The 20,906-nt window shown below is 71.2% G+C and carries 16 protein-coding genes and 1 tRNA gene; 9 read left to right on the plus strand and 8 right to left on the minus strand.

The window, feature by feature from the left end; all coding sequences use genetic code 11:
- Nucleotides 1-286: 286 nt before the first annotated feature.
- Nucleotides 287-1,819: a cytochrome P450 gene (locus tag WME73_RS23120; protein WP_437917080.1), complete on the minus strand. Its 1,533-nt coding sequence runs from the start codon at nt 1,817-1,819 to the stop codon at nt 287-289.
- Between the two features lie 540 nt (nt 1,820-2,359).
- Here WME73_RS23120 and WME73_RS23125 point away from each other — a divergent pair.
- The gene (locus WME73_RS23125) at nt 2,360-2,800 is read left to right on the plus strand and encodes a hypothetical protein (RefSeq protein WP_437917081.1); all 441 of its coding nucleotides are present in this window, start codon (nt 2,360-2,362) and stop codon (nt 2,798-2,800) included.
- A gap of 500 nt (nt 2,801-3,300) precedes the next feature.
- Here the strand turns inward: WME73_RS23125 and WME73_RS23130 are convergent, their stop codons facing one another.
- The gene (locus WME73_RS23130) at nt 3,301-3,654 is read right to left on the minus strand and encodes a hypothetical protein (protein ID WP_437917082.1); all 354 of its coding nucleotides are present in this window, start codon (nt 3,652-3,654) and stop codon (nt 3,301-3,303) included.
- Nucleotides 3,655-3,748: 94 nt separating this feature from the next.
- Between WME73_RS23130 and WME73_RS23135 the strand changes: the two genes are divergently transcribed.
- A complete protein-coding gene (locus tag WME73_RS23135; protein WP_437747544.1) occupies nt 3,749-4,009 on the plus strand; it encodes a helix-turn-helix domain-containing protein in 261 nt (86 codons plus the stop codon).
- Nucleotides 4,010-4,954: 945 nt separating this feature from the next.
- Nucleotides 4,955-5,242, plus strand: a complete 288-nt coding sequence (locus WME73_RS23140) for a Uma2 family endonuclease (RefSeq protein ID WP_437917083.1) — start codon at nt 4,955-4,957, stop codon at nt 5,240-5,242.
- A gap of 85 nt (nt 5,243-5,327) precedes the next feature.
- Here WME73_RS23140 and WME73_RS23145 read toward each other — a convergent pair.
- Nucleotides 5,328-5,402: transfer RNA gene (locus tag WME73_RS23145), tRNA-Glu, on the minus strand.
- A gap of 721 nt (nt 5,403-6,123) precedes the next feature.
- Between WME73_RS23145 and WME73_RS23150 the strand changes: the two genes are divergently transcribed.
- The 3 genes from WME73_RS23150 (at nt 6,124) to WME73_RS23160 (ending at nt 11,015) form a co-directional block, all read left to right on the plus strand.
- A complete protein-coding gene (locus WME73_RS23150; RefSeq protein WP_437917084.1) occupies nt 6,124-8,022 on the plus strand; it encodes a TonB-dependent receptor plug domain-containing protein in 1,899 nt (632 codons plus the stop codon).
- Nucleotides 8,019-9,083 (plus strand): HmuY family protein, encoded by a 1,065-nt coding sequence (locus tag WME73_RS23155; RefSeq protein ID WP_437917085.1) that lies wholly within the window; start codon nt 8,019-8,021, stop codon nt 9,081-9,083. Before WME73_RS23150 ends, WME73_RS23155 begins: the two co-directional genes overlap by 4 nt.
- Before the next feature lie 126 nt (nt 9,084-9,209).
- Nucleotides 9,210-11,015, plus strand: coding sequence for a hypothetical protein (locus WME73_RS23160; RefSeq protein WP_437917086.1), 1,806 nt, complete (start codon nt 9,210-9,212; stop codon nt 11,013-11,015).
- A 23-nt stretch (nt 11,016-11,038) separates the two neighbouring features.
- Here WME73_RS23160 and WME73_RS23165 read toward each other — a convergent pair whose 3' ends face one another.
- From WME73_RS23165 to WME73_RS23175, 3 genes are all read right to left on the minus strand, one after another.
- Nucleotides 11,039-11,863: a CBS domain-containing protein gene (locus WME73_RS23165; RefSeq protein WP_437917087.1), complete on the minus strand. Its 825-nt coding sequence runs from the start codon at nt 11,861-11,863 to the stop codon at nt 11,039-11,041.
- Between the two features lie 476 nt (nt 11,864-12,339).
- Nucleotides 12,340-12,789, minus strand: a complete 450-nt coding sequence (locus WME73_RS23170) for a hypothetical protein (protein ID WP_437917088.1) — start codon at nt 12,787-12,789, stop codon at nt 12,340-12,342.
- A 580-nt stretch (nt 12,790-13,369) separates the two neighbouring features.
- Entirely contained in the window at nt 13,370-14,320 is a 951-nt protein-coding gene (locus WME73_RS23175) for an alpha/beta hydrolase (RefSeq protein ID WP_437747551.1), read from the minus strand.
- 172 nt (nt 14,321-14,492) lie between these two features.
- Between WME73_RS23175 and WME73_RS23180 the strand changes: the two genes are divergently transcribed.
- The 3 genes from WME73_RS23180 to WME73_RS23190 all read left to right on the plus strand — a co-directional run bounded on the left by WME73_RS23180 (nt 14,493) and on the right by WME73_RS23190 (nt 18,266).
- The gene (locus WME73_RS23180) at nt 14,493-15,899 is read left to right on the plus strand and encodes an FAD-binding oxidoreductase (RefSeq protein WP_437917089.1); all 1,407 of its coding nucleotides are present in this window, start codon (nt 14,493-14,495) and stop codon (nt 15,897-15,899) included.
- Between the two features lie 130 nt (nt 15,900-16,029).
- On the plus strand, nt 16,030-16,902 hold the full coding sequence (locus WME73_RS23185; protein ID WP_437917090.1) for an alpha/beta fold hydrolase: 873 nt from the start codon (nt 16,030-16,032) through the stop codon (nt 16,900-16,902).
- A gap of 128 nt (nt 16,903-17,030) precedes the next feature.
- Nucleotides 17,031-18,266, plus strand: coding sequence for an MFS transporter (locus tag WME73_RS23190; RefSeq protein ID WP_437747554.1), 1,236 nt, complete (start codon nt 17,031-17,033; stop codon nt 18,264-18,266).
- 111 nt (nt 18,267-18,377) lie between these two features.
- Here WME73_RS23190 and WME73_RS23195 read toward each other — a convergent pair whose 3' ends face one another.
- Together WME73_RS23195 and serA are read right to left on the minus strand one after the other, a co-directional pair.
- Nucleotides 18,378-19,403 (minus strand): LacI family DNA-binding transcriptional regulator, encoded by a 1,026-nt coding sequence (locus WME73_RS23195; protein WP_437917091.1) that lies wholly within the window; start codon nt 19,401-19,403, stop codon nt 18,378-18,380.
- Nucleotides 19,404-19,469: 66 nt separating this feature from the next.
- Nucleotides 19,470-20,729, minus strand: a complete 1,260-nt coding sequence (serA, locus tag WME73_RS23200; protein ID WP_437747556.1) for a phosphoglycerate dehydrogenase — start codon at nt 20,727-20,729, stop codon at nt 19,470-19,472.
- Nucleotides 20,730-20,906: the final 177 nt, after the last annotated feature.

Raw genomic sequence — 20,906 nt, forward strand, 5'->3', positions numbered from 1 at the left:
GTGTGTCATCGCAACGAAAGCGTTTCCTCCTGGGCAGAGTTCTCCCTACCTCTACGCACCATCCAGGGTAACGCATGAGCCAACGCCGTGCGTCATCGCATCTCGCGCACCGGTGCGAAGAGGTGGGCGAGCTTGGTCCGCTGTACAGCGCCTCGACTGCTTGAAGGCCCGCGACAAGAGAGGCTTCCTCCACGGGGGCGTGCCCGACTCGCGGTACGTCGTGATCGACGAGGTCGAGTTCCGCTCCGCAGCGCTCGGCGGGCCTTGCGGCCCGTTCAGGCCGAGCTCACAGCGGCAGCGGCGCTTCGGCCTTGTCGCCGGAGCGGCAATACCGCTCGTCCGATATCGAAAGTGGAATCACGCCTGCGGGCGCGCGGCGCGCAGGCGTCACACGGAGACGGAGCTGACCGACCGGGCGTGCCATGCCGCCCATCATGAGGTCGAGCCACGCGCGCGGCCGGCGAAGCACCTCGATCCGGAAGTCGCGCAGGAGCACGGTGAGCGCAATTCCCAACATCGTGTAGGCGAGCGTCCGGCCAGGGCAGAGGTGATGGCCGAGCCCGAACGCGCCAAACCGCCGCTCCTTGACTGCCGGGCTCTGGAAGGCGTCCGTCTTCATGTCGCAATACCGATCGGGCTCGTAGCGAGACGGATCGTGGTAGAACGACGAATCGCCGTTGACGAGCCCCATCGACATCCCGATGAGGCTGCCGGCCGGGATCAGGTGGCCGCCCAGCTCCACCGGGCTCCGCGAAACCCGCCAGAGGCCACCGTTGCCATGGAGGCGCAGCGACTCGTTGATGGAGCGGAGCAACACCGGCATGCGGCAGAGCGCGCCGAGATCGAGGGCTTGCCCATCCTGGAGGACGCGAGATTGCTCCTCGAGCACCGCGGCGAGCGCCCGCGGGTGCTCCAGCAGCTCCGACAGGCTCGCGGCGAGGCTCATGGCCGTGTTCGTGTGCGCGCCGAACACCGCGCCCATCACGGCGAGCGCGGCATTGCGGAGCTGCTCGGGCGTCGCGGCCGTGGGCTCGTCCCCGAGGGAACTCTTGATCACCGCATGGAGATAACCTTCCGGGTCGGCGCTGCCCTCGGCCGCCACGCGCCGCACCTCGCTCATGAAGATCGAGATGATGCGCTCCCGCGCCTGCTTGCGGCGCTTCGCCGAGGGCGTCTCGATGGGCAGGAAGAAGCCCGTGAGGTTCAGCTCGCTCTCGAGGATGTGAAACTGGCGCGCGAGCTCGTCGCACAGCGGCTCGGAGATGGTGTCGCCGCACACGAACCGGCAAGCCATGTGCAGCACGAGGTCGTTGGCGAGCGCGAGCGCGTCGATCTCGCCGCCGGCGAGCCGCGCGCGCAGGAACCGCGCCGTGAAATCCGCGAGAGGGCCGCTCTGGCGACGCACGGACGCGCCGGAGAGCGCGCGGAGCACGTGGGCCTGGACCTCGACGAAGAGGTCTTCGCCGAGCATCCTGCCGGCGAGCCGCCGGTACGCGTCCACGAGGTTCAGCTCTTCACCCGCGTCGATGAAGCGCTGTGTGGCGTCCTTGCCGCCGACGAACGTGAGCGGCAGCCCGAACAGCGATAGGGTAAATACATCACCAAGCGCCTCGTGGCCTGCGCGCTGGAGCTCGGTCGGGTCGGCCAGCAGCGCGATCGCCGTACCGATGCCGGGCACGATCGCCCCAAGCCGCGGCGGCCCCGCCCCGTTGGACCGGGACTCCGCACGGACGAGCGCCCGCACGATCCTCCGCCGCGTGCTGCCGGTGAGCGGCTGGGGAGCGCTGCTATCCACCTGCGATCGAGATGTATTTTGCATGGGATGGTGACTCCAACGCTCGCACAGGAGAGAGCGTTACGACCGCTGTCAAGGGAAGAGCCGAATGCCACGCTCACCGACGGGCACCATCTGCATGCTGCCCCTTGGTGGTCCTCCACCATGTCGTGCCGCCCGCCCCCCGCACGGCACCGCGTCTGTCTTCTTCCGATTTATCCGCCGTCAACGTTCGAACAGGGCGAGACGGTGAGGCAGCGACTGGGCTTGTGTGATGCCTCATGGTCGCTGCTTCAGCTCATCCTCCCGCACTGCGCATGCGGTGTCAACGGCAGAGGTCGATCGCCTGCGGCGTCCTGCAGGGTAGCTCCCTGACCGCGCCAGACGCCGGTGTCGCGCCACGAGCCCCCACGGCGACGCTCAAGGCTCTGTCATTGCCCAGGCAACCCGCGATCCGCGCCGACGAGCCCTAACCAACGTGCTACCTGCCAGCACTCAACTTCTGAACGAGCTCGGTCGGGCGGTTATGATAAGAGACGGTCCATGAGATCGCTCGAAACGGCGCTACATGCCTGGAGCGCCTTCTTGCTGTTCACCATCACCCCCGCGAGCGGATCGCCTTCGGCCGGCGACAGGTCTGCCGAGGACGGACGGAGCGATGCCAGCGGGGTTCGCGACGGCGCTACCCGGACGCGCGAACCGAGCTTCACCGATTGCCGTGGGGCAAACACCTATACGTTCAACACCGCATTGTCGGACACGCGCTGCGCGGGCCCGGGGCTCGTGATCTTCGCGGACTCGGAAGTGGAGGCGCTGGGATGCGCCGCCGCGAGGGCCGCGCTCCAGGGGATTCAGCTCGCCCCGGCGGGGGTGGCGCGAACGCACGCGATATGCGTCACCAGTCCCTTCGGGAGGTCGACCCAGCACGTCGTGGCGTACTCTCAGGATGACGCCAAGACGTGCGCGCGCTCCTATGTGTGCGCGGCACTCGGCAACTGCACCGCCGCCCCGAACGCGTGTCAGTGACGTCGCCTCGCTGGATCGCCGCAGCGGGGAGCGAGCCTCCGGGGAGAAGACACCAGGTCCGCTGAACGGCGGCCGAGGCGAAGAGGCGCATCGGTGGCCTGCGCTCGATGCTGACCGCCACCCCGAGGATGCCCGGAAGGCCCTCCCCGCTCCCTTCGCCTGCATGGCGTGAGCGGGCGCCGGGAGGCGCGCGGCAGCGGCATTCGACCGGACGCTTGTTCCCGCGCGCCTGGCGAGTCCGCTCGGCGGGGCCTGACCCGAGAGCGCGCTCGACGTTGCCGAAGACATGCCGGCGCGGCGTGCGCGGATGGTCTTCGGGATCCGGCTCCTCGCGCATGTAGTCGACGCCACCCGGTTGCCCAGACCGACCCAGCTTGCTTGCAAGCTCTCGACTGTCGGAGCGTTCGTGCTACTACGGCGCTCCCCATGAACGCCTCGGACGCGATCAAGGAGCGGGTGGACCGCTTTGTAAAGGACATCCTGAGCCTGGTCGAACGAGTTCAGGACGAGCACCGCGCCGCAGCGCACCGGACTGTGACGACGATGCTGGCCGATCTGGGACGGCCAGCGGCGAACGCCTCCTCGGAGCGCCGTCCGAAGCCCCGGAAGGGGCCCGCGCACGCCCAAAGGAGCGTGGCGAGGCCTACGAGGAGCGGGAAGCAGGGCGCGCTCTCGGGAGCGTCAAGCTCCACGAGGACCGCACCGTCCACGAGGACCGCACCGTCCACGAGGACCACACCGTCCACGAGGACCGCACCGTCCACGAGGACCGCACCGTCCACGAGGACCGCACCGTCCACGAGGACCGCACCGTCCACGAGGACCGCACCGTCCACGAGGACCGCACCGTCCACGAGGAGGACCTCGGCTCCGGCATCCGGCGCGGACCGAACCGCGGCTGGCACGATGACCGCGACGGGAGCCTCCACGAGCGATCGGGAGGCTGTGGTGCTCGAAACCGTTCGATCCCTCGTGCGAGGAACGGCGACGGAGATCGCCGCGCGCAGCGGGCTACCGAACGGGAGCGTGTACGTCACGCTTCGCGCGCTCGTGGCTCGCGGCCGCGTGGCGAGAGCCGGGACAGCGAGGGGCGCCGAGTACAGCCTCGTCTCGTCCGGCGGGATCCGGCCCTTCAAGCGCGTGAAAGCTGCGAGGCCCACCAGCCCTGCGGAGATGGAACGGACCGCCGACGCCGCGCTCGTGAAGTAGAAGATTCCACTCACGCACGAGATCGTCGCGGCGCGTTGAATCGAGCCCGGAACCTCTTCCTGTCGAGGCAGAGGGGGCCATACTCGCCTGCATCGACGAGACGAGGGCGAAAGTTCCGTGGGTGCTGTCGCTCCTTCGGCAGGCCTGACGGAATGCCGTTTCTCCGCGCCCCGCATCACCGAGCCTGTTCCGCTCGTGTACGAGCGCGCATCGCCAGAGAAAAATAGCGCCCATCCGACGGCGGCGGTAGCGGCGCCTCGCCGCCGCCTGCTTTCCACCGGACTGGTGGAATGGGCTTATTAGGAGGAGCACCGAGGCCATCTCATTCTTTTTTTAGGATCGACACGGCCCTGGTCGCTCGGTTGCCACGTTCGAGCATTTTGCTCCTTCCGCTGGCGTCGCCGACGCGTCGATGAGCAGCTTCGCCGGCTCCGCTTGGCATGCCTCGCCCGTACACGCCGCGCGTAGCGCGCTCTCTCGCTCCGCCGGCTTCATGGCGCGGTACCGCTGACACTCGGAGTCGACTCGGGCGGCCTCCGCTCGCAGCATCGCGTCCGATGCCTGACAACGAGACGACCGTCTCGTTGTCAAAAACACGGACGCCACGTTTCGACCGTGGCCGAGCCTGGGTATCGATTGCCGTTCTCGTGCTGGCCTCGTAAACTCGCCGGACAAGCGATGTGTCGCCCGCCGGGGCTGGTAGTACCCCGTGCGCCGTGGACGAACCCAGCCGCAACAAGGTCCTACATGTCCGTTGTTTACTTGAGCCCTTTGACGGGCCAAGGAACCGCGCGGCCCAGGACAAGCCCTCGCCCATCCGCTTCCCTTCAGCAGACAGGCCCGAGGGGTTCCAGCGCTGGGGACTGGGGCGCCGAGCTCCCCCGAGCTCGACGTCGGGGCGCCCTGCTCCGACGCCGACACGACGGCACGCGGAACGCTGTCGAGGTGGTCTCTCCTACCCCGCGGGACGCGCGACGCGACCGTGTCGAGAAGCTCCACGAGTACGCGTCTTTCGGGGTGCGGTGGTATTGGATCATCGACCCGCAGGAAAGGACGTTCGAGCTAGGAACCGACCGCCGCTACGTGCACGCGCGCTCGGCGGCCGACGGGATCGTCGGCAGTATTCCCGGCCTGGAGGGACCCTCGCTCGATCTCGACGCGCTCTGGAGCGAGGTAGAGCTGCTCGGTCCTGAATCCGGAGAAGGAGCGCTCGGAGACCCGGAGGCCCAGTAGCGTTGCCGCACTTCGTGCGGCATCTACCTGAACCTCCAGCCGACGCTCAACGCGTCGCCAAGCTCTTGAAATTATTAATGAATTGCGTCCCCAGCGGGATTCGAACCCGCGTAGCAGCCTTGAAAGGGCTGAGTCCTGGGCCGGGCTAGACGATGGGGACCGGCGATTCGGCGCGGGACCCTACCGTCCGTCGTCGAGCAATGCAAGCCCAACTCGCGTCGCTCGTTGGGGTTTCCGCCGTCGGGCCCGCTCCCGCCCCGCGACCGCGGCCGCGGCGGGCGCCGACCGCGCGGCCTCTCGTGGCGCGCCGCAGGCCACCCGCCGAGGCGTCGGTCGCTCGGCGTCGGCGCTCGCCGCTCACCCGCCACGGACCTCCGTCCCGACGCGAGCTCCTCCCCTGCTCCCCCGCTCCGCTGCACGCCATCTACCCCGCCCACGGCGCCCGCCGCCCCCGAACCGCTGGACGACCGCCCTGAATCGGGCGACCATCCCCCACCCCACCTCACCCCATCGACCGAACGCCGCACAGGCCGAGCTCTCCCCATGCCGCCGTCCCCGCGCCTCGAGCCTGCCGTTCCGATGTCCCAGGGAGGACCGTGCCCCGGCGTCGGCGCCTGACGCGCGCCGCGTTGCTCGCCTTCTGCCCGCTCCCGGCGCTCGTCCCAGCCGCGTTCTCGCGCCCTGCGCTCGCGCAGCTCCCTTCCGCACGGCCCTCCGCCGCGCCTCCTTCCCCTTCGCCTCTTCCCGCTCCCGCTTCTTCGCCTTCCTCTCCCGCTTCGCCTCCTCCCTCTCCAGCGCCTCCCCCCTCGCCCGCCGCGCCGCCTCCCCTCGAGGTCGTCGTCACCGGCACCCGCACCCCCGAGAGCAGCCAGCGCGCCACCGTGCGCACACGCGTCGTCACCCGCGACGAGGCCGAGCGCCGCGGCGCCACCAACGTCGGTGAGGCGCTCGACGGCGAGCTCGGCGTCCAGGTCAACCCGAGCGCCTACGGCGCGCTCGGCAACCCGAGCGCCATCCAGATCCAGGGCTTCGACCTCGACCGCGTCCTCGTCCTCGAGGACGGCGAGCGCGTCATCGGCGACGCCGGCGGCGCCATCGACCTCTCGTCCCTCCCGCTCGGCGACGTCTCCCGCATCGAGCTCGTCACCGGGCCGACCAGCTCGCTCTACGGCACCAGCGCCATCGGCGGCGTCGTCAACGTGCTCTCCGCGCCCCCCGAGCACCCGGGCTTCAGCGGCCGCGCCCGCCTCGAAGGCCGGAGCCGCGCCGGGCTCGTCCTCCAGGGATCGGGCGCCTACCGGGGCGAGCGCGCCTGGGTCAGCGCCGACGCCTCGTTCCAGCGGGAGGACAGCCTCTCCCTCGTCGAGCCCGCCGAGAACCTCGCCCATCCCGAGGCCGGCGCTGACGCCCCCACCGCCCTGCCCGAGCGCTCCCAGACCCTCCTCGGCCTGCGCGCCGGCGCCGCGCTCGGCAGGGGCATCGACCTGCGGCTCCGCGCGCGCTGGATCCACGACGAGCAGGACGGCGTCGAGCAGAAGGAGCGGCCCGTCCTGGGGGTCTACCTCTACGATCTCCCCGAGGTGACCGACCGCATCACCCTGCACCTCGCCGAGACGCTCGACCTCGGCGGCGGCTCCAGCCTGCGCCTCGCCGCAGGCCAACAATGGGCGTTCCGGTCGAGCGGCCGCGACCAGCGCGGCTCGCCCTACGAGGAGCTGCGCGAGCGCGCGGGCACGCTCCAGAGCTACGAGGCGATCGCCACCGTCGCCGACGGGCAGCGCACCTGGGTCGCCGGGGCGCGCGCCGAGGTGGAGACGCTCGACCAGGTGCTCAAGATCACGACCGTGACCACCTCCGGCACCGAGGAGATCCCGCCGAACGACGAGGTGCCCAGCACCCGGCTCGGCAGCGCCGCGCTCTACGGCCAGCTCGGATGGAAGCTCACCGACGAGCTCACCCTCATGCCCGGCATTCGCGGCGAGCTCCGCGTCCGCTACGGCGGCGTCGTCGCCCCACGCCTCGCCCTCGCGTACCGGCCCTCGCCGTCGCTCACGCTGCGCGTCTCCGGCGGGCGGGGATTCCGCGCCCCCAGCGCGAAGGAGCTCGGCTTCTCGTTCGACCACTCGAGCCTCGGCTACATCCTCGAGGGCAACCCGGAGCTCGCCCCCGAGACGTCCTGGGGCGTGAACGGCGATGTCACATGGATCCCCCGAGAGGGGATCACGGCGCGGGCGGGCGCCTTCTCGAACTGGGTCGACAACCTGATCGACGTCGACCCGAAGCCCGTCAGCTCCTCCGACGGCGTCGATACGTACACCTACACGAACATCGCCGAGGCCCGCACCGCTGGCATCGATCTCTCGGCCACGCTCCAGGCCACACCGTGGCTCCGCGTCGAGGCCGGCTACGCCTACCTCTGGACACGCGACGACACCGCCGATCCCGGACAGCCGCTCTCCGGCAAACCGCCGCACACGGCGCAGGCGTCGCTCCGCGCCGATCTGCCGCTCCGGATCGAGCTCGTCACCCGCCTCCGGACCCTCAGCGGCGCGTTCGTCGAGAGAGACCCGCGCGCCGAGGAAGACGTGTACGCCCCCGGGTTCACGACGCTCGACGCGCGGCTCGCGCGGCCGCTCTGGCCTTCATCGCAAGCGTATCTCGGCGTCAGGAACCTGCTTGGCGCGCAAAAGGACCCCGATCGCCGCGGCGATCACCGGCCCCTCGAGGGGCGCACGTTTTACGTCGGCGTCCGCGCCGATCTACCGTGGGAGGACTCATGAAAAGAGGATCGGTTGCGGCAGCGCTTCTCCTGCTCACCCCGGCCTGCGGTGACGACCCCGGGACCACGGACGACGGCGCGCTCCTCGAGGTCGACGTGCCGGCCACCGGCCGCGTCTTCCTCCGCCTCGCCACGCCGGAGATCGCGCTCGTGGAAGGCGACGGCGCGGCGTCCACCGACTGGGATCTCGCGCTTTCGGGCTACGACGTCTTCACCAACAGCGGCCTCAGCGGTCCCGGCGAAGGCGGGGCGCTGCCGATCGGCCTCGAGGACTACAGAGCGGGTGAGCTGCCGAGCACCCCCTTCCTGCTCACGGACGACTCCGGCGGCGCCTTCTCGCGCTGGTACGCCTACGACGGCGAGGAGCACGTCGCCTTCAGCCGCTACCACGTCCACGCGATCGAGCACGAGGGCAGGTACTGGAAGCTCCAGATCTTCTCCTTTTACGGGGAAGTGGACGGGGCGCCGATCACCGCGCTCTATCAGCTCCGCTACGCCGAGGTGCTCCCCGACGGCTCCGGCCCGACCGTCGACATCCAGGATCTCGACGCGACCGCGGGCGGCATCGACGCGCTCGAGACCGAGCCGAGCGCTTGCCTCGACCTCGCGGGCAACCGGCAGCTGATGCTCACGCCCGAAGAGGCGCGCGCGTCGACGGAGTGGAACCTCTGCTTCCGAAGGTCGCTCGTCAGCGTCAACGGCGAGCTCGGCGGCCCCGGGACCACGCGCGCCGTCGACCTCCAGGCAGATGCGTCGGACTCCGAGGAGCTCGCCGAGGTCAAGGCGCGCACCGCCGCGTCGGAGCAGGCGCGGTTCGACGCGGCCGACCACGCGGCCCTCTCCGATCCCGCCCTCCCGTACCGCGGCGACCACATCGCGACCGCCTTCACGGGGCGGTGGCTCGAGCCCGGCGCGACGCCCCCCGCGCCGGCCAACGACGCCGCGTGGCTCGTGCAGGGCGCGGACGGCGTATCGCGCTTCGTGATCGTCATCGAGCGCTTCGAGGGCGCGACGGAAGCATCTCCAGGTCGGGTGAGAATGCGCGTCAAGCAAGTGGAATGAGCGCCGCTCACGCCATCGCACACCCCGCCGAGGTCACGAGCGTGCGCAGCGCGTGACACCGCGCGAGGGCCCGCGCATACTGCGCGCGCGGTGAGGGAGGGCCCTTACCGACGCAGGAGCATGCTTATGTCAACGTCGCTTGCACCGGCATCGAGCGCCATCGATCCGTCTCGCGTGGACGGGAAGCCGGGCGGTGAGCGCCGGGCAACGCAGGTTCGCGGAGGCGCTCTCCTCGCCGCGGGCGCGCTCGCGGCCCTCGTCGCGGGCGCCTGCGGCGGCAGGGTGGTGGTCGACGGGTTCGAGCCGCCACCCGACGGCTCCGGCGGCTCCTGGAGCTCCGGAGACACCGCGAGCTCCGTGCCGCAAGGCTCCTCCGGGGCCGGTCAAGGCGGGAGCATCGGCGAGGGGGGGGCGCCACCGATTCCGCCCCTCGTCAAGGAAGAGCACGACAACGTCGGCATCGACGGGGCCATCCCGGTGACCGTCCAGCCGGGCACCCTGGGCTTCACGGCCGTCGCCGAGATCATGGCGTCATCGCCGAGCTTCGATCCGATCGGGATCGAGAGCATCCTCGGCCCCGACGGCAGGCTGCTGGCGGCCGACTACACCATCCCAGGCACGATGGCCGCCTTCTTCAACCAGGGCATCGGCGCGGCGGCCGTCCCCCAGACTGGCGCGGACGCATCCGCGCCGCTCGCGCCGGGCGTCTACTGGATCAAGCTCGGCAACGGCGGAGTCGGCCCCCTGGAAGAGCCGGTGCGCCTCTCGGTGTGGCACCGCCGGACGCTCGACGGGCGCTTTCACGGCGGGAAGATCGACATCAATGCCTTCATCGCCGGCGACGCGGTCTCCGAGCAGTACATGCGGCGCGCGCTGCTCTCTGCGTACGAGGGATACGTGGGCCTCGGCGTGGGCAGCATCAATGTCCACCACATCGGCTCGGAGTGGGAGTTCGTCGACGAAGAGGTCCTCCCCGGCGTGCTCGAGCAGACGGCCGGCGCGCCCGGCCGTCCGGCCCTCAACGTGATCGCGGTGACGGCGTTCGAGGGGCGCATCGAGGATGCGTCCGGCGTGACGCCCGCCGTGCCCTCGGTCGCGGTCGAGCACGGCACCCACCTGAGCGGCATCGTGGTCACGCTCTACGAGGAGCCATCTGTCGACACCATCATCCTGCGCCATGAGCTCGGCCATCTCGCCGGGCTGTTCCACACCACCGAGTTCGATGCTGACTTCGGCGACCCGCTGGACGACACCTCGAAGTGCAGCAACGTGAGGCCGCTGGCGGAGCGCTGCCCGGATTTCGGGAATCTCATGTTCCCGACGGGGGGCGACTTCTCGGGCACGATGACGCCGCAACAGACGGCGATCGTGCGGGCGAGCGCGCTCTACCGCGGGATCGTCGAGCAGGGCGGCGGGGCGGCCGTCCCGCTCCCGGCCGACGCGGACACGCCGGCGAGCGGCGCGCCCATCGCGCCGCCGGCTCCGGGCGAGGGGGCTCGCTCGTTTGCGCCGGACCGCCTCGCGTCCACCGCCGCGCTTCCGCCGTACGCCGCGGCGCTGCTCGCGGGGCACTTCTGCGGCCAGAGCGCTGCCCGAGGCGCGGATTTCTACGAGCTGCTCCGCGCGGCCGGCGGCGCCGACGTCGATCGGCTGCTCGCGGTCGGCCGCGATCCCGGCGCGCCGGCGTACGTGAGGGCGCGCGCCCTCACCGCGGCGGGCCGCGCCGCCACGCGTTCCTCCGCCTCGGCGCGCGTGATCACGGAGCTCCAGGCCCTCGCCGCGGACCCGCGCCTCCCGCGCCGCGCGCGGCTCGGCGCTGTCGAGGGGGTCGCGTCCGCCTCGCCCGCCGCCGCCCGCGCGCTCGCCGCGCGCCTGACCGCCGACGCCGACGGGGTCGTCGAGCGGATGGCGGCCCGCGCCGCCGCGCGGTGAGGCCGCGTTCGCCGCGGCCGGCGTTATCCCGCCCTGGACCTCGCGGCCATGGAGATCACGCCCGTCCCTGCGACGGCGCGCGCGAAGTCCAGCCCCGTCAGCACGCCGCGGAGCCGCCGCCCCTGCACCACGAGCACGCGCCGCGCCTGCGCTGCGTGCGCGGCGGCCGCGGCGCGGTGGAGCGGCGTCCGGACGTCGAGGCAGACCATGGCCGGGCTCATCACGTCCTCGACCGGTGAATCGGACAGCACGCCGTGCGCGAGCAGCGCCTCGGTCTGGGTGAACATTCCCACCGGCCACCCGCCGGGATCCACCACCACGAGCCCGCTCACCTGCGCCGTCGTCAGCCGGTCGGCGGCGAGCGCGAGCGGCGCGTCGAGCGGAATCGTGTACGCGGGCGCCGACATGAGCCCGGCGATCGGCGCCGGGTCCCGCGCCTCGACCAGGGAGAGCAGGAGATCCTTGGTGCTGAACACGCCGGTCAAGGCTTCGTCCTCGCGGACGAACACGCGATGGATACGGTGCTTCAGCAGCACGCTCGCCGCCTGCACGACCAGCGTCGCGCGCCCGACGGTGATGATGCCCGGGCGCAGCACGGCCCGCGCGGGGACATCGGGCAAGGTGAGCAGCATTCCTCGGCTGTTCGTCTTCGTCTCGAACCTGCCGAGCCGGAGCAGGTCGGTGCGCGACAGCACGCCGATCGCGCGCGACGCCGCATCCAGGATCGGAACGCAGGAGATCGCGCGCTCGCCCAGCGTGCGGTGCACCTCTGGCAGCGGCGTCATGTCGGACGCCGCGATGACTTCACAGGTCATGTAACGCGAGACGGGTGTCGCAAAAGACATCATGGCGAGCATTCCTCGAGGACGCCGGCGCATCGGCGCGCTCCGGAGGGAGCAAGAAGCGATCCGCCATGGGACGAGGGCTGCCGGGCCTGGCACAAGCGCAGGCACCGCGCCTCGGCGCGCGATCTGCGCCGAGGTGTGTAACGGGCTGGGCAGCGGCTGAGCCGCCAGACCCAGGTGCGCCTGCCAGGCGGCGATGTCCTAAAATGCGACAGGTGGGGGGCCCCGGAACGTGGCCGTCAGCTGCACGGCCGTCGCCGATCCGGAGCCCCCCGGGGCGCCTGGCCTCCAGGAGCTTCGCGCTTGCCGCGAGCTCCGGAGGCCTGGGTCCCGGTGACTCTCCCCGGGCGACCCGTCAGACGACCCGCGGCTCGGGCGCCGGGCGCGCAGGGGTTCCCTCGTGTTCCGAGGGCCTGTCGCGCGCCGGTCCAAGGCCCGCGCTCGCCGTCGTCGCCGCGGATGGACTCCGGGCCAGCGGGCTAGAACCTGCCGCAGCCGCCGCCCCAGCCGGAGCCGCCGCACGGCGGCTTCCAGCCGCCCCAAGGGTTCCCGCCGCAAGGCCTGAAGTTCCCGACGTTGTTCCAGCCGGGAGAGCCGAAGTTGCCCCAGTTGTTCCAGCCCTGGTTGCCCCAGGGGCTCCAGCCGCCTGTGAAGCCCCCGTTGCCGCAGTTCGGGACGCCGAAGTTCGCGCCGCCCCAGTTCAAGCCGCTCCAGCCCGGGCTCCCCCCCGTGAAGCCCCCGGGGACCCCGCCGCAGCTCCGCCAGCCGGCGTTGCCGCACAGCGCCTGGGAGGCCTCCTCCACCATCACGGCCTCGTCCGCATCGCTCTCGTCGACGTCCGCCTCGCCCGCGCCCACCGCGCACCCGGTGGTCAGCGCCGCCATTGCCATCGCGACGCACATCAACCTGGTATTCAACAGCTCAACCATTTCTCCTCCTTGCCCGGCCCGCGACGTCTGCAAGACCGTCGCGCCAGTCGGGTTGCGGAGAGAGCAGCGCTCATGCCCGAGAGCTGGTGTGCAGAGCCTGCCGCCCGAAGGCGCGCGCTGCGGGCGCGAGGCAGCGACAAACCGACATTCCTAAACAGCGCACGACCCCGCGGTGATCCTGCGCGTCCCTCGGCGCCGGATCACTGCGCAGAGAAGGCGCTTCCAGGCGCGCTCGGCGCCCGCCGGGAGCGCCTCGCGCAACGCGGCGGCTCCGGCAATAACCCGCCTTTCGCGCGCTGCGGATTTCTCGGCGCAGCGCGCGTCGACGAGGCGTCTCCGACGATGTCGAGCCTCCGCGCCGACAACGTGAGACAAGGAGCGATAACACCGCAGATGCATTCGCCGTCCTCAGGCGATCAGCGCCGCCCCGCTCGGCGCGCTCAGCCCATCTCCTCTGCGCTCGTGTACGCAAGGGTGCTCAAAAAGGACGCTCCGGGCATCCCTCGTTGCGAGCGTCAGGGGTCCTTGTCGAGTCGGCCCCATCCTCCGCCGGGCGAGCGCGGCGGCGGCGCGGGGCCGCTCAGGGCGCGGCGATCCAGGTCTCCCAGGCTCGCGAGAAGTCGTCGGCGTGGATCTCGTGGCCGCGCCCGGGGTGCACCACGAGCTCGTGCTCCCAGCCGTGCTGGGTCAGCACGTCGGCGAGGTTCTCGGCGCTCGCGATGGTGGAGGCGAGCTCGAGCTCGCCGACGGCGATGAAGATCGGCGGCCTCTCCTCGGAGAACAGGTGCTCCTCGATGACCATGCGCCCCGCGCCGACGAGCGCTGCGCCGTCGACGGCGACGAGGCCTTCGAGCGCCACGTAGCTCGCGAAATAACCGCCGTTGGAGAAGCCCATGACATAACGCCCGCCGAACGTCCCGCCGAGGATCCGCGCCATCAGCGCCTCTGCGCGCATCCACTCGTCGAGCAGGGCGGGCGCCGCGGCGTCGACGGTCTCGCGGCGCGTCGGCCAGCAGGAGTAGGTCTCCACGGACGGATCCCAGGTGCAGAGTCCTGGTCTCCCGCGCGGGAACACGGCGACGGCGCCGAGCGCCTCGGCGGCCTCCGCGGCGGTCGCCTGGAGGTCTACGGGCAGCGAGTCGGGCGCCATGGCCCCGTGCAGCACATAAAGGATCGGCGCGCCGCGGAGCGCGGTCTCCGGCACATGGAAGCAGGTGTGGTCGTCCAGGCCGGTCCACCCTGCCGAGCACCAGTCCGTCTCGACCGGCTCCCAGCTCAGCGCGCCGCTCGCGCCGCCGCCGCCGCCCTGCCCGCCCGCGTTCCCTTGCGCGCTCGCGCCCGACGCGCCGCTGCTCGCCGCGAGCGGATCCGGGGCAGCGCCGCCCCCGCCGCCCTCGGCCGCGCCGACCCCACCGCCCTCGGCGGCGCCCGCGGAGCCGGCGCCAGGCGGCGCCTCGCTGGCGCGCTCGCACGCGGCCAGCGCCAGCGCCGCCATGCTCGCCACGATTGCCGCGCGGTCCGCCCTGTCCATGCGCGCTCCTCGATCAAGATGCCCTGTCGGTCGTGGCGCCGCAACGCTCGCGCGGCGCTGCGCCGCGAGGACTCCCGCCGGCGAAGCGACCCGCTCGGCGCGCCGGCCTCGGGGTGGGTGCGAAGACCGCCTGCCCTTGCCCTCGCCACCGCTCCGCAGTACCGAGCCGAACATGACCCCACTTACCGGCCTCCCCGGCCCCTTCCTCGAGGCCGTCCAGCGCGAGTTCCCCGCGGATTTCCTCTCGACGGACGCCGCCGATCTCGCGACGTTCGGCCGCGACTGGACCAAGGTCCACGAGCCCAGGCCCTCGGCGCTCGCGCTGCCGCGGTCGACCGACGAGGTCTCGCGGCTGCTCCGCCTCTGCTCCGAGCACCGCGTCCCGATCGTGCCCTCCGGCGGCCGCACGGGGCTCGCCGCCGGCGCCGTGGCGGCCAGGGGCGAGCTCGTCGTGTCGCTCGATCGGATGCGCAAGATGGGCCCGGTCGACGTCCTCGGCGCGACCGTGCGGGTCGAGGCGGGCGCGGTCACCGAGGCGGTGCACCAGCACGTCGCGCCGCACGGCCTCACCTGGCCTGTCGACTTCGCCTCGAAGGGGTCGAGCCAGGTCGGCGGCAACATCGCGACGAACGCCGGCGGCGTGAAGGTCATCCGCTATGGCCTGACGCGCCAGTGGGTCCTCGGGCTCACCGTCGTCACCGCGAGCGGCGCCGTGCTCGAACTGAACGGCGCGCTCGAGAAGAACAACACGGGGATCGACCTGCGCCAGCTGTTCATCGGCAGCGAGGGCACGCTCGGCATCATCACCGAGGCGACGCTCAAGCTCACGCGGGTGCCCGAGGCGCTCAACGTGTTCCTGTTCGCGGTGCCCGACCTCGCCGGCGTGCTCGCGCTGTTCCGCGAGGCCCGGACGGGGCCGTTCGTGGTGATGGCCTACGAGTTCTTCACCGAGAAGTGCCAGGCGCGCCTGCGCCGCCACCGGAACGTGCGCGTGCCGCTCTCCGCGCCGTCGGACTACTACGTGCTCATCGAGGTCGAGCGCGGCGAGCCCGAGGCGCTCGAGGCGTGGATCACCTCGCTGTTCGAGCGCGGGCTGGTCACCGACGGCACGCTCGCGCAGCACGGCGCGCAGGCCGCCGAGCTCTGGGCGCTCCGCGAAGGGATCAGCGAGAGCCTGTCGGCGACCGGGCTGCCGCACAAGAACGACGTGTCCCTCCCCATCCAGGAGCTCGAGGGCTTCTGCTCCGAGCTCGAGAGCCTCTTCGAGGCCCGCTATCCAGGGTGGGAGATCGCGCTCTTCGGCCACATCGGCGACGGCAACCTCCACATCAACGTGATGAAGCCCGACGACCTCACGCGCGAGGAGTTCCTGAAGCGCACCCACGAGGCGGATCACGCCATCTTCTCGCTCGTGAAGAAGTACCACGGCAGCATCTCCGCCGAGCACGGCATCGGCCTTCTCAAGAAGGATTACCTGCCCTATTCGCGCTCGGCCGAGGAGCTCGCGATCATGCGGTCGATCAAGCGGGCGCTCGATCCGCTGAACCTCATGAACCCGGGCAAGATCATCGACGTTTGAGCGCCTTCCGCTCGCCCCCTCGCTTCGCTCGCCGCGCCCCCGGACCCCCATGTAGCAACCAGCGATTCAACCCGTGACCGCGCGGCAGAGCGCCGGCGGCCATTCGACGGAATCAGCGCAAGGAGAGACGATGACCCTCGACGAATCCAAGCTCTCGCACCGGTTCACCGAGCACGGCGGCGTGCGCCTCCACTACGTCGAGGCGGGCGACGGGCCGCTCGTCGTGCTCCTCCACGGCTTTCCCGAGATCTGGTACTCGTGGCGCCACCAGATACCCGCGCTGGTCGAGGCGGGTTACCGCGTGATCGCGCCCGACATGCGCGGCTACAACCTCTCGGACAAGCCCGAGGGCGTCGCCGCGTACGCGATCGCCGAGCTCACCGCGGACGTGGCCGCGCTGATCCAGGCTTCTGGCGCGGAGCGCGCCGCCGCGGTGGTCGGCCACGACTGGGGCGGCGGCGTCGCCTGGGGGTTCGCGGCGCGGTATCCGGCGCTCCTCGAGCGGCTGGTCGTCCTCAACTGCCCGCACCCCGAGCGGCTGTTCGCCGGGTTCCGCACCGCGCGGCAGCTCCGCAGGAGCTGGTACATGTTCTTCTTCCAGCTCCCGAAGCTCCCGGAGCTCGCCGCGCGGAAGGACGATTTTGCGTGGCTCCGCGCGTCGGTGAAGGACGACCCGCGGCGCCCGGGCGCGGTGAGCGACGAGGATCTCGCCCATTACATCCAGGCGTGGTCGCAGCCGGGCGCGCTCACGGCGATGATCAACTACTACCGGGCCCTCTTCCGCCCGGGCAGCCTTGGCGAGCTCGGCAGGCCGCCCCGCATCGACCTCCCGGTGCAGGTGATCTGGGGCGAGCACGATCGCTATCTCGGCTCCGAGCTCGCCGCGCCGGATCCGGCGCTGGTCCCGAACGCCCGAGTCGCCCGCATCCCCGACGCGAGCCACTTCGTGCATTACGACAGGCCGGAGAAGGTCAATCAGCTCCTCCTCGAGTTCCTGCGCTGACGCCCTCGCTGCAGCGCGGCCGCGAGGCGCGCGCGGGCGTGCGCGGCGCGACCGCCGGCGAGGCGCGTTTCCTGACGCACGTACCCGTTTGACACGGCGGAGCGACCGATCGAACCTGGCGGGCGCTCATGCTCCGCCGCATCCCTGATCGCAACATCTGGCTCGTCTTTGGCGCGATCTTCCTCCTCGGTCTCGCGTACGGCATCGCCATCTCGCTCACGGCGGTCTTCCTCGATGCGCGCGGGTTCACCAAGACCGACATCGGCCTGCTCGCGTCGTGCTTCGCGCTCGGCATCGTCCTGCTCTCGCTGCCGATGGACACGCTCATCCGCCGGTTCTCGGCGAAGGCCACGCTGGTGCTCGCGCTGGTCGGGTACGCGGCGGCGGTCGGCGCCTTCCCCTTCCTGCCGAGCTTCGCCGCCATCGCCGCGGTGCGTTTCCTCGACGGGGCCTGCTCGGTCGGCATCTGGGTGAGCTGCGAGACGATCCTGCTCGCCCGGTCGGACAAGGACAACAAGGCGTTCGTCACGAGCCTCTACGCCGTCTCGATGGCGCTCGGCTACGTCCTCGGGCCGCTCTGCGCGCCGCACATCGTCGCGCTCTCCTCGATGCCCGCGGCGTTCCTCCTCTCGTGCGTGATCTCGCTGCTCTCGGCCGTCCTCGTGCTCGCGCGCCTCGACCGCCACCTGCCGGGCATGTCCGAGGCCCACGGGAAGGCCGGCGCGGCGAGCGGTGCGGAGCCCTCGGCGTCCTCCGCCTCGATCCTCTCGCGCATCAAGACCGCGTGCTTCGCGACCTTCGCCTACGGCTATTTCCAGGCGTCGGTCGTGCTGTTCCTCCCGCTCTACCTGATGGCGGAAAAGGGGGTCACGCGCGATCAGACGATCCAGATCCCCGCCTACTTCGCGGTGGGCATGCTCCTCTTCACCAACGTCTTTGGCCGGATCGGCGACCGCCGCGGCCACCTCCTGCTCATGCGCGCGCTCGGCACGATCGGCACGCTGATGATCCTCGGCTTCGTGTACCTCGATCGTTACGACGCGATGTGCGTGGCCGTGTTCGTCGCGGGGGCGACGCTCGCGTCGATATCGCCGCTCAGCCTGGCGCTCCAGGGCGTCGTCACCGCGCCGCGCGACTACAGCCGCGCGAACTCGCTCTACAACGTCTTCTACGCCGCCGGGATGCTCCTCGGCCCTCCGGCGTCGAGCGCCATTTACCAGGCCGCGGGCGGCATCGCGATGATCTACCACCTCGCGGCGCTGTGGGCCGCGTTCGTCGTGTTCACCGTCGTCTTCGCGGGCGACGACCCGGCCGCGCGGCGCAGCGCCGGAGAGCGCGTCAGCGTCCCGGTCTGGAATGAATAGAGCTCTCCCCGTCGCGCGGCGATCGACGTAGAAACAGCCCCGCTCGCCGCGCAGACTCGCCAGCTCGCGGCGGCATACGAGGAGGCGCCCGATCGCGGATCCTCGCCGGGTTCAGAGATCGCAGCCGCACGACCGCCGGACGATCAGCTCCGTCGGCAGCTCGATCCTCCGCTCGGCCTTGCCCGTCTGGATGAGGTCCACCAGCGCCTGCACCGCGCGGTAGCCCACCCCGTCCGTCGGCGCGCGCACCGTCGTGAGCGCGGGCTCGAGGTGGCGCGCCGACGGCGCGTCGTCGAAGCCGACGACGGAGACCTCCACGGGCACGCGCTTGCCCGCGGCGCGCAGCGCCTCCATCGCGCCCGCCGCGGCGTGGTCGCACCACGCGAAGATCGCGTCGAAGTCGAACCCCTCGCGCACCCACGCGAGCGTCGCAGCCCGCGCCTCCCGCGCGTCGAAGCCGCGGCGCATCAGGCGCGGATCCACGGCGATGCCGTGCTCGGCCAGCGCCTCCCGGTACCCCTCCGCGCGCGTCGTCGAGTCCTCGCTCTCGGAGACACCGTGGAGGAAGGCGATCCGGCGCCGGGCGTGCGCCTCGATCAGGTGCCCCACGATGGCGCGCGCGCCGGAGGCGTTCTTGATGATCACGCTGGGCAGCGGGACGTCCGCGGGCGACGACTGGTACATGAGCACCGCCGGGCACTTCTGGTGGACCAGCTGCTGGAGATCGGCCTCGTGGACGTAGTGGCCGAAGATCAGCACCCCGTCCGTGTTGTGCCGCCCGACGAGGCGCCGCGCCGGCGCCTCCGGCCTCACGGAGAGCAGCACGTCGTAGCCGGCCTCGGCCGCCGAGGCGGCGATGGCCCGCACGAGGCTGGAGATGAACTCGGTGCTGATGTTCGGCAGGAGCAGGCCGAGGACGCCCGTCTTCCCCTGCGCGAGGCTCCTGGCGGCGGTGTTCGGCACGTAGCCGAGCTCGTCGATCACGGCCAGCACGCGCTCCCGGGTCTCCGCGCTGTACTTGCCCCTGCCGTTCACCACGCGGCTGACGGTCGCGGGCGAGACGCGAGCGCGCTTGGCGACCTCCTCGATCCGGATCTGCGGCCGCGGCCCCGGCTGGATCGTGAACGGTGGCGACAAGGCGGGGCACCTCTCGGGGCCGGGGACTCGGGCCGGGGCGCGGCGGCGCCCCGGCTCGGCGCACGTTCAGTAGAGCACGCGGGTGCGGAGGCTCGTCTCCAGCGCCCCGATGCGCCGGCTCACCTCGGCGGACACGTCCTGCGACAGGTCCATGATCAGGTAACCGATGTTGGCGTCCGTCGACAGGACCTGGCTGTCGATGTTGGCGTTCACGTCCGACACGATGCGGTTCACGTCGCGGAGCACGCCAGGCACGTTGCGGTGGACGTTGAGGATGCGGTGCGTGGCCTTGAGCGGCGGGAGCTCGACGTTCGGGAAGTTCACCGCGCCCGTCGTCGCCCCGGTGGTCACGAGCTGCGTCAGCGCGCGCGACACCTCGCGGCCGATCGCCTCCTGCGCCTCCTCGGTCGAGCCGCCGATGTGCGGCGTCAGGATCACGTTCGGGAGCTTCTGCAGCTCGGTCAGGAAGCCGTCAGAGTTCGACTCCGGTTCCTCCGGGTAGACGTCGATCGCCGCACCCGCGAGGTGGCCGCTCTTCAGCGCCTCGGCCAGCGCCGGGATCACGACGACCGAGCCGCGGCTCGCGTTGAGCAGGTACGCGCCCTTGCGCATGTGCGCGAGCTCGGCGGCGCCGATCATGTTGTGCGTCTCCGGCGTGGCCGGCACGTGGAGCGAGACGAAATCCGACTCGGCGAGCAGCGCCTCCAGCGTCGGCAGCGCGCGGTTGTTGCCCATCGGCAGCTTCTGGGCGATGTCGTAGTAGACCACGCGCATCCCCATCGCCTCGGCGAGCACCCCGAGCTGCTGGCCGATGTGGCCGTAGCCGATGAGGCCGATGGTCTTGCCGCGGATCTCGTAGCAGGCCTTCGAGACCTTCTTCCAGGTGCCCGCGTGCACCTCGCGCGACCTGTCCCCGAGCTGCCGGGCCAGCATGATGGACTCGCCGATGATCATCTCGGCGACGCTGCGCGTGTTGCTGAACGGCGCGTTGAACACCGGCACCCCGCGCCGGTTCGCCGCATCGAGGTCGACCTGGTTCGTGCCGATGCAGAAGCACCCGATGGAGAGCAGCTTGTCCGCCTTCTCCAGCACGCGCGCGGTGACGTGCGTCTTGCTCCGGATGCCGAGCATGTCCACGCCCGCGAGCGCGGCGATGAGCTCGTCTTCCTTCAGCGCGGAGCTCCGCGTCTCGATCTCGAACGATCGCGACCGGAACAGCTCGTGCGCGCTCTGGTGGATGTTCTCGAGCAGGAGCACCTTGACGGGCTCCTTCGCGACAGGGGGGGTCGTCTGAAATTTCGTTGCTGAGGGCGTCATGGGCTTCATCCGTCAAGGCCACCTCTACCGCAACTTCGCCCTTTTGCATCCCAGGATCCGATCCGACGCGGACGCGCGCCGATGCCGGAGCGCGACCGTCCTGCGCGTCGGTTCCGCGCATGGGTTCCGCGCATTCGTTGCGCGCGGCAGACTGCCGCGCCGCCACGCCACCCCGCCGCGCGCCGC

The organism is Sorangium sp. So ce302 (assembly GCF_051530145.1).
GTDB lineage: Bacteria > Myxococcota_A > Polyangia > Polyangiales > Polyangiaceae > Sorangium > Sorangium cellulosum_B.

What these genes read in the sequence shown, in the direction of transcription:
- WME73_RS23120 (WP_437917080.1), bottom strand. Translation starts at nt 1,819, where the DNA reads ATGCAAAATACATCTCGATCGCAGGTGGATAGCAGCGCTCCCCAGCCG.
- WME73_RS23155 (WP_437917085.1), top strand. Translation starts at nt 8,019, where the DNA reads ATGAAAAGAGGATCGGTTGCGGCAGCGCTTCTCCTGCTCACCCCGGCC.
- WME73_RS23160 (WP_437917086.1), top strand. Translation starts at nt 9,210, where the DNA reads ATGTCAACGTCGCTTGCACCGGCATCGAGCGCCATCGATCCGTCTCGC.
- WME73_RS23165 (WP_437917087.1), bottom strand. Translation starts at nt 11,863, where the DNA reads ATGATGTCTTTTGCGACACCCGTCTCGCGTTACATGACCTGTGAAGTC.
- WME73_RS23170 (WP_437917088.1), bottom strand. Translation starts at nt 12,789, where the DNA reads ATGGTTGAGCTGTTGAATACCAGGTTGATGTGCGTCGCGATGGCAATG.
- WME73_RS23175 (WP_437747551.1), bottom strand. Translation starts at nt 14,320, where the DNA reads ATGGACAGGGCGGACCGCGCGGCAATCGTGGCGAGCATGGCGGCGCTG.
- WME73_RS23180 (WP_437917089.1), top strand. Translation starts at nt 14,493, where the DNA reads ATGACCCCACTTACCGGCCTCCCCGGCCCCTTCCTCGAGGCCGTCCAG.
- WME73_RS23185 (WP_437917090.1), top strand. Translation starts at nt 16,030, where the DNA reads ATGACCCTCGACGAATCCAAGCTCTCGCACCGGTTCACCGAGCACGGC.
- WME73_RS23190 (WP_437747554.1), top strand. Translation starts at nt 17,031, where the DNA reads ATGCTCCGCCGCATCCCTGATCGCAACATCTGGCTCGTCTTTGGCGCG.
- serA (WP_437747556.1), bottom strand. Translation starts at nt 20,729, where the DNA reads ATGAAGCCCATGACGCCCTCAGCAACGAAATTTCAGACGACCCCCCCT.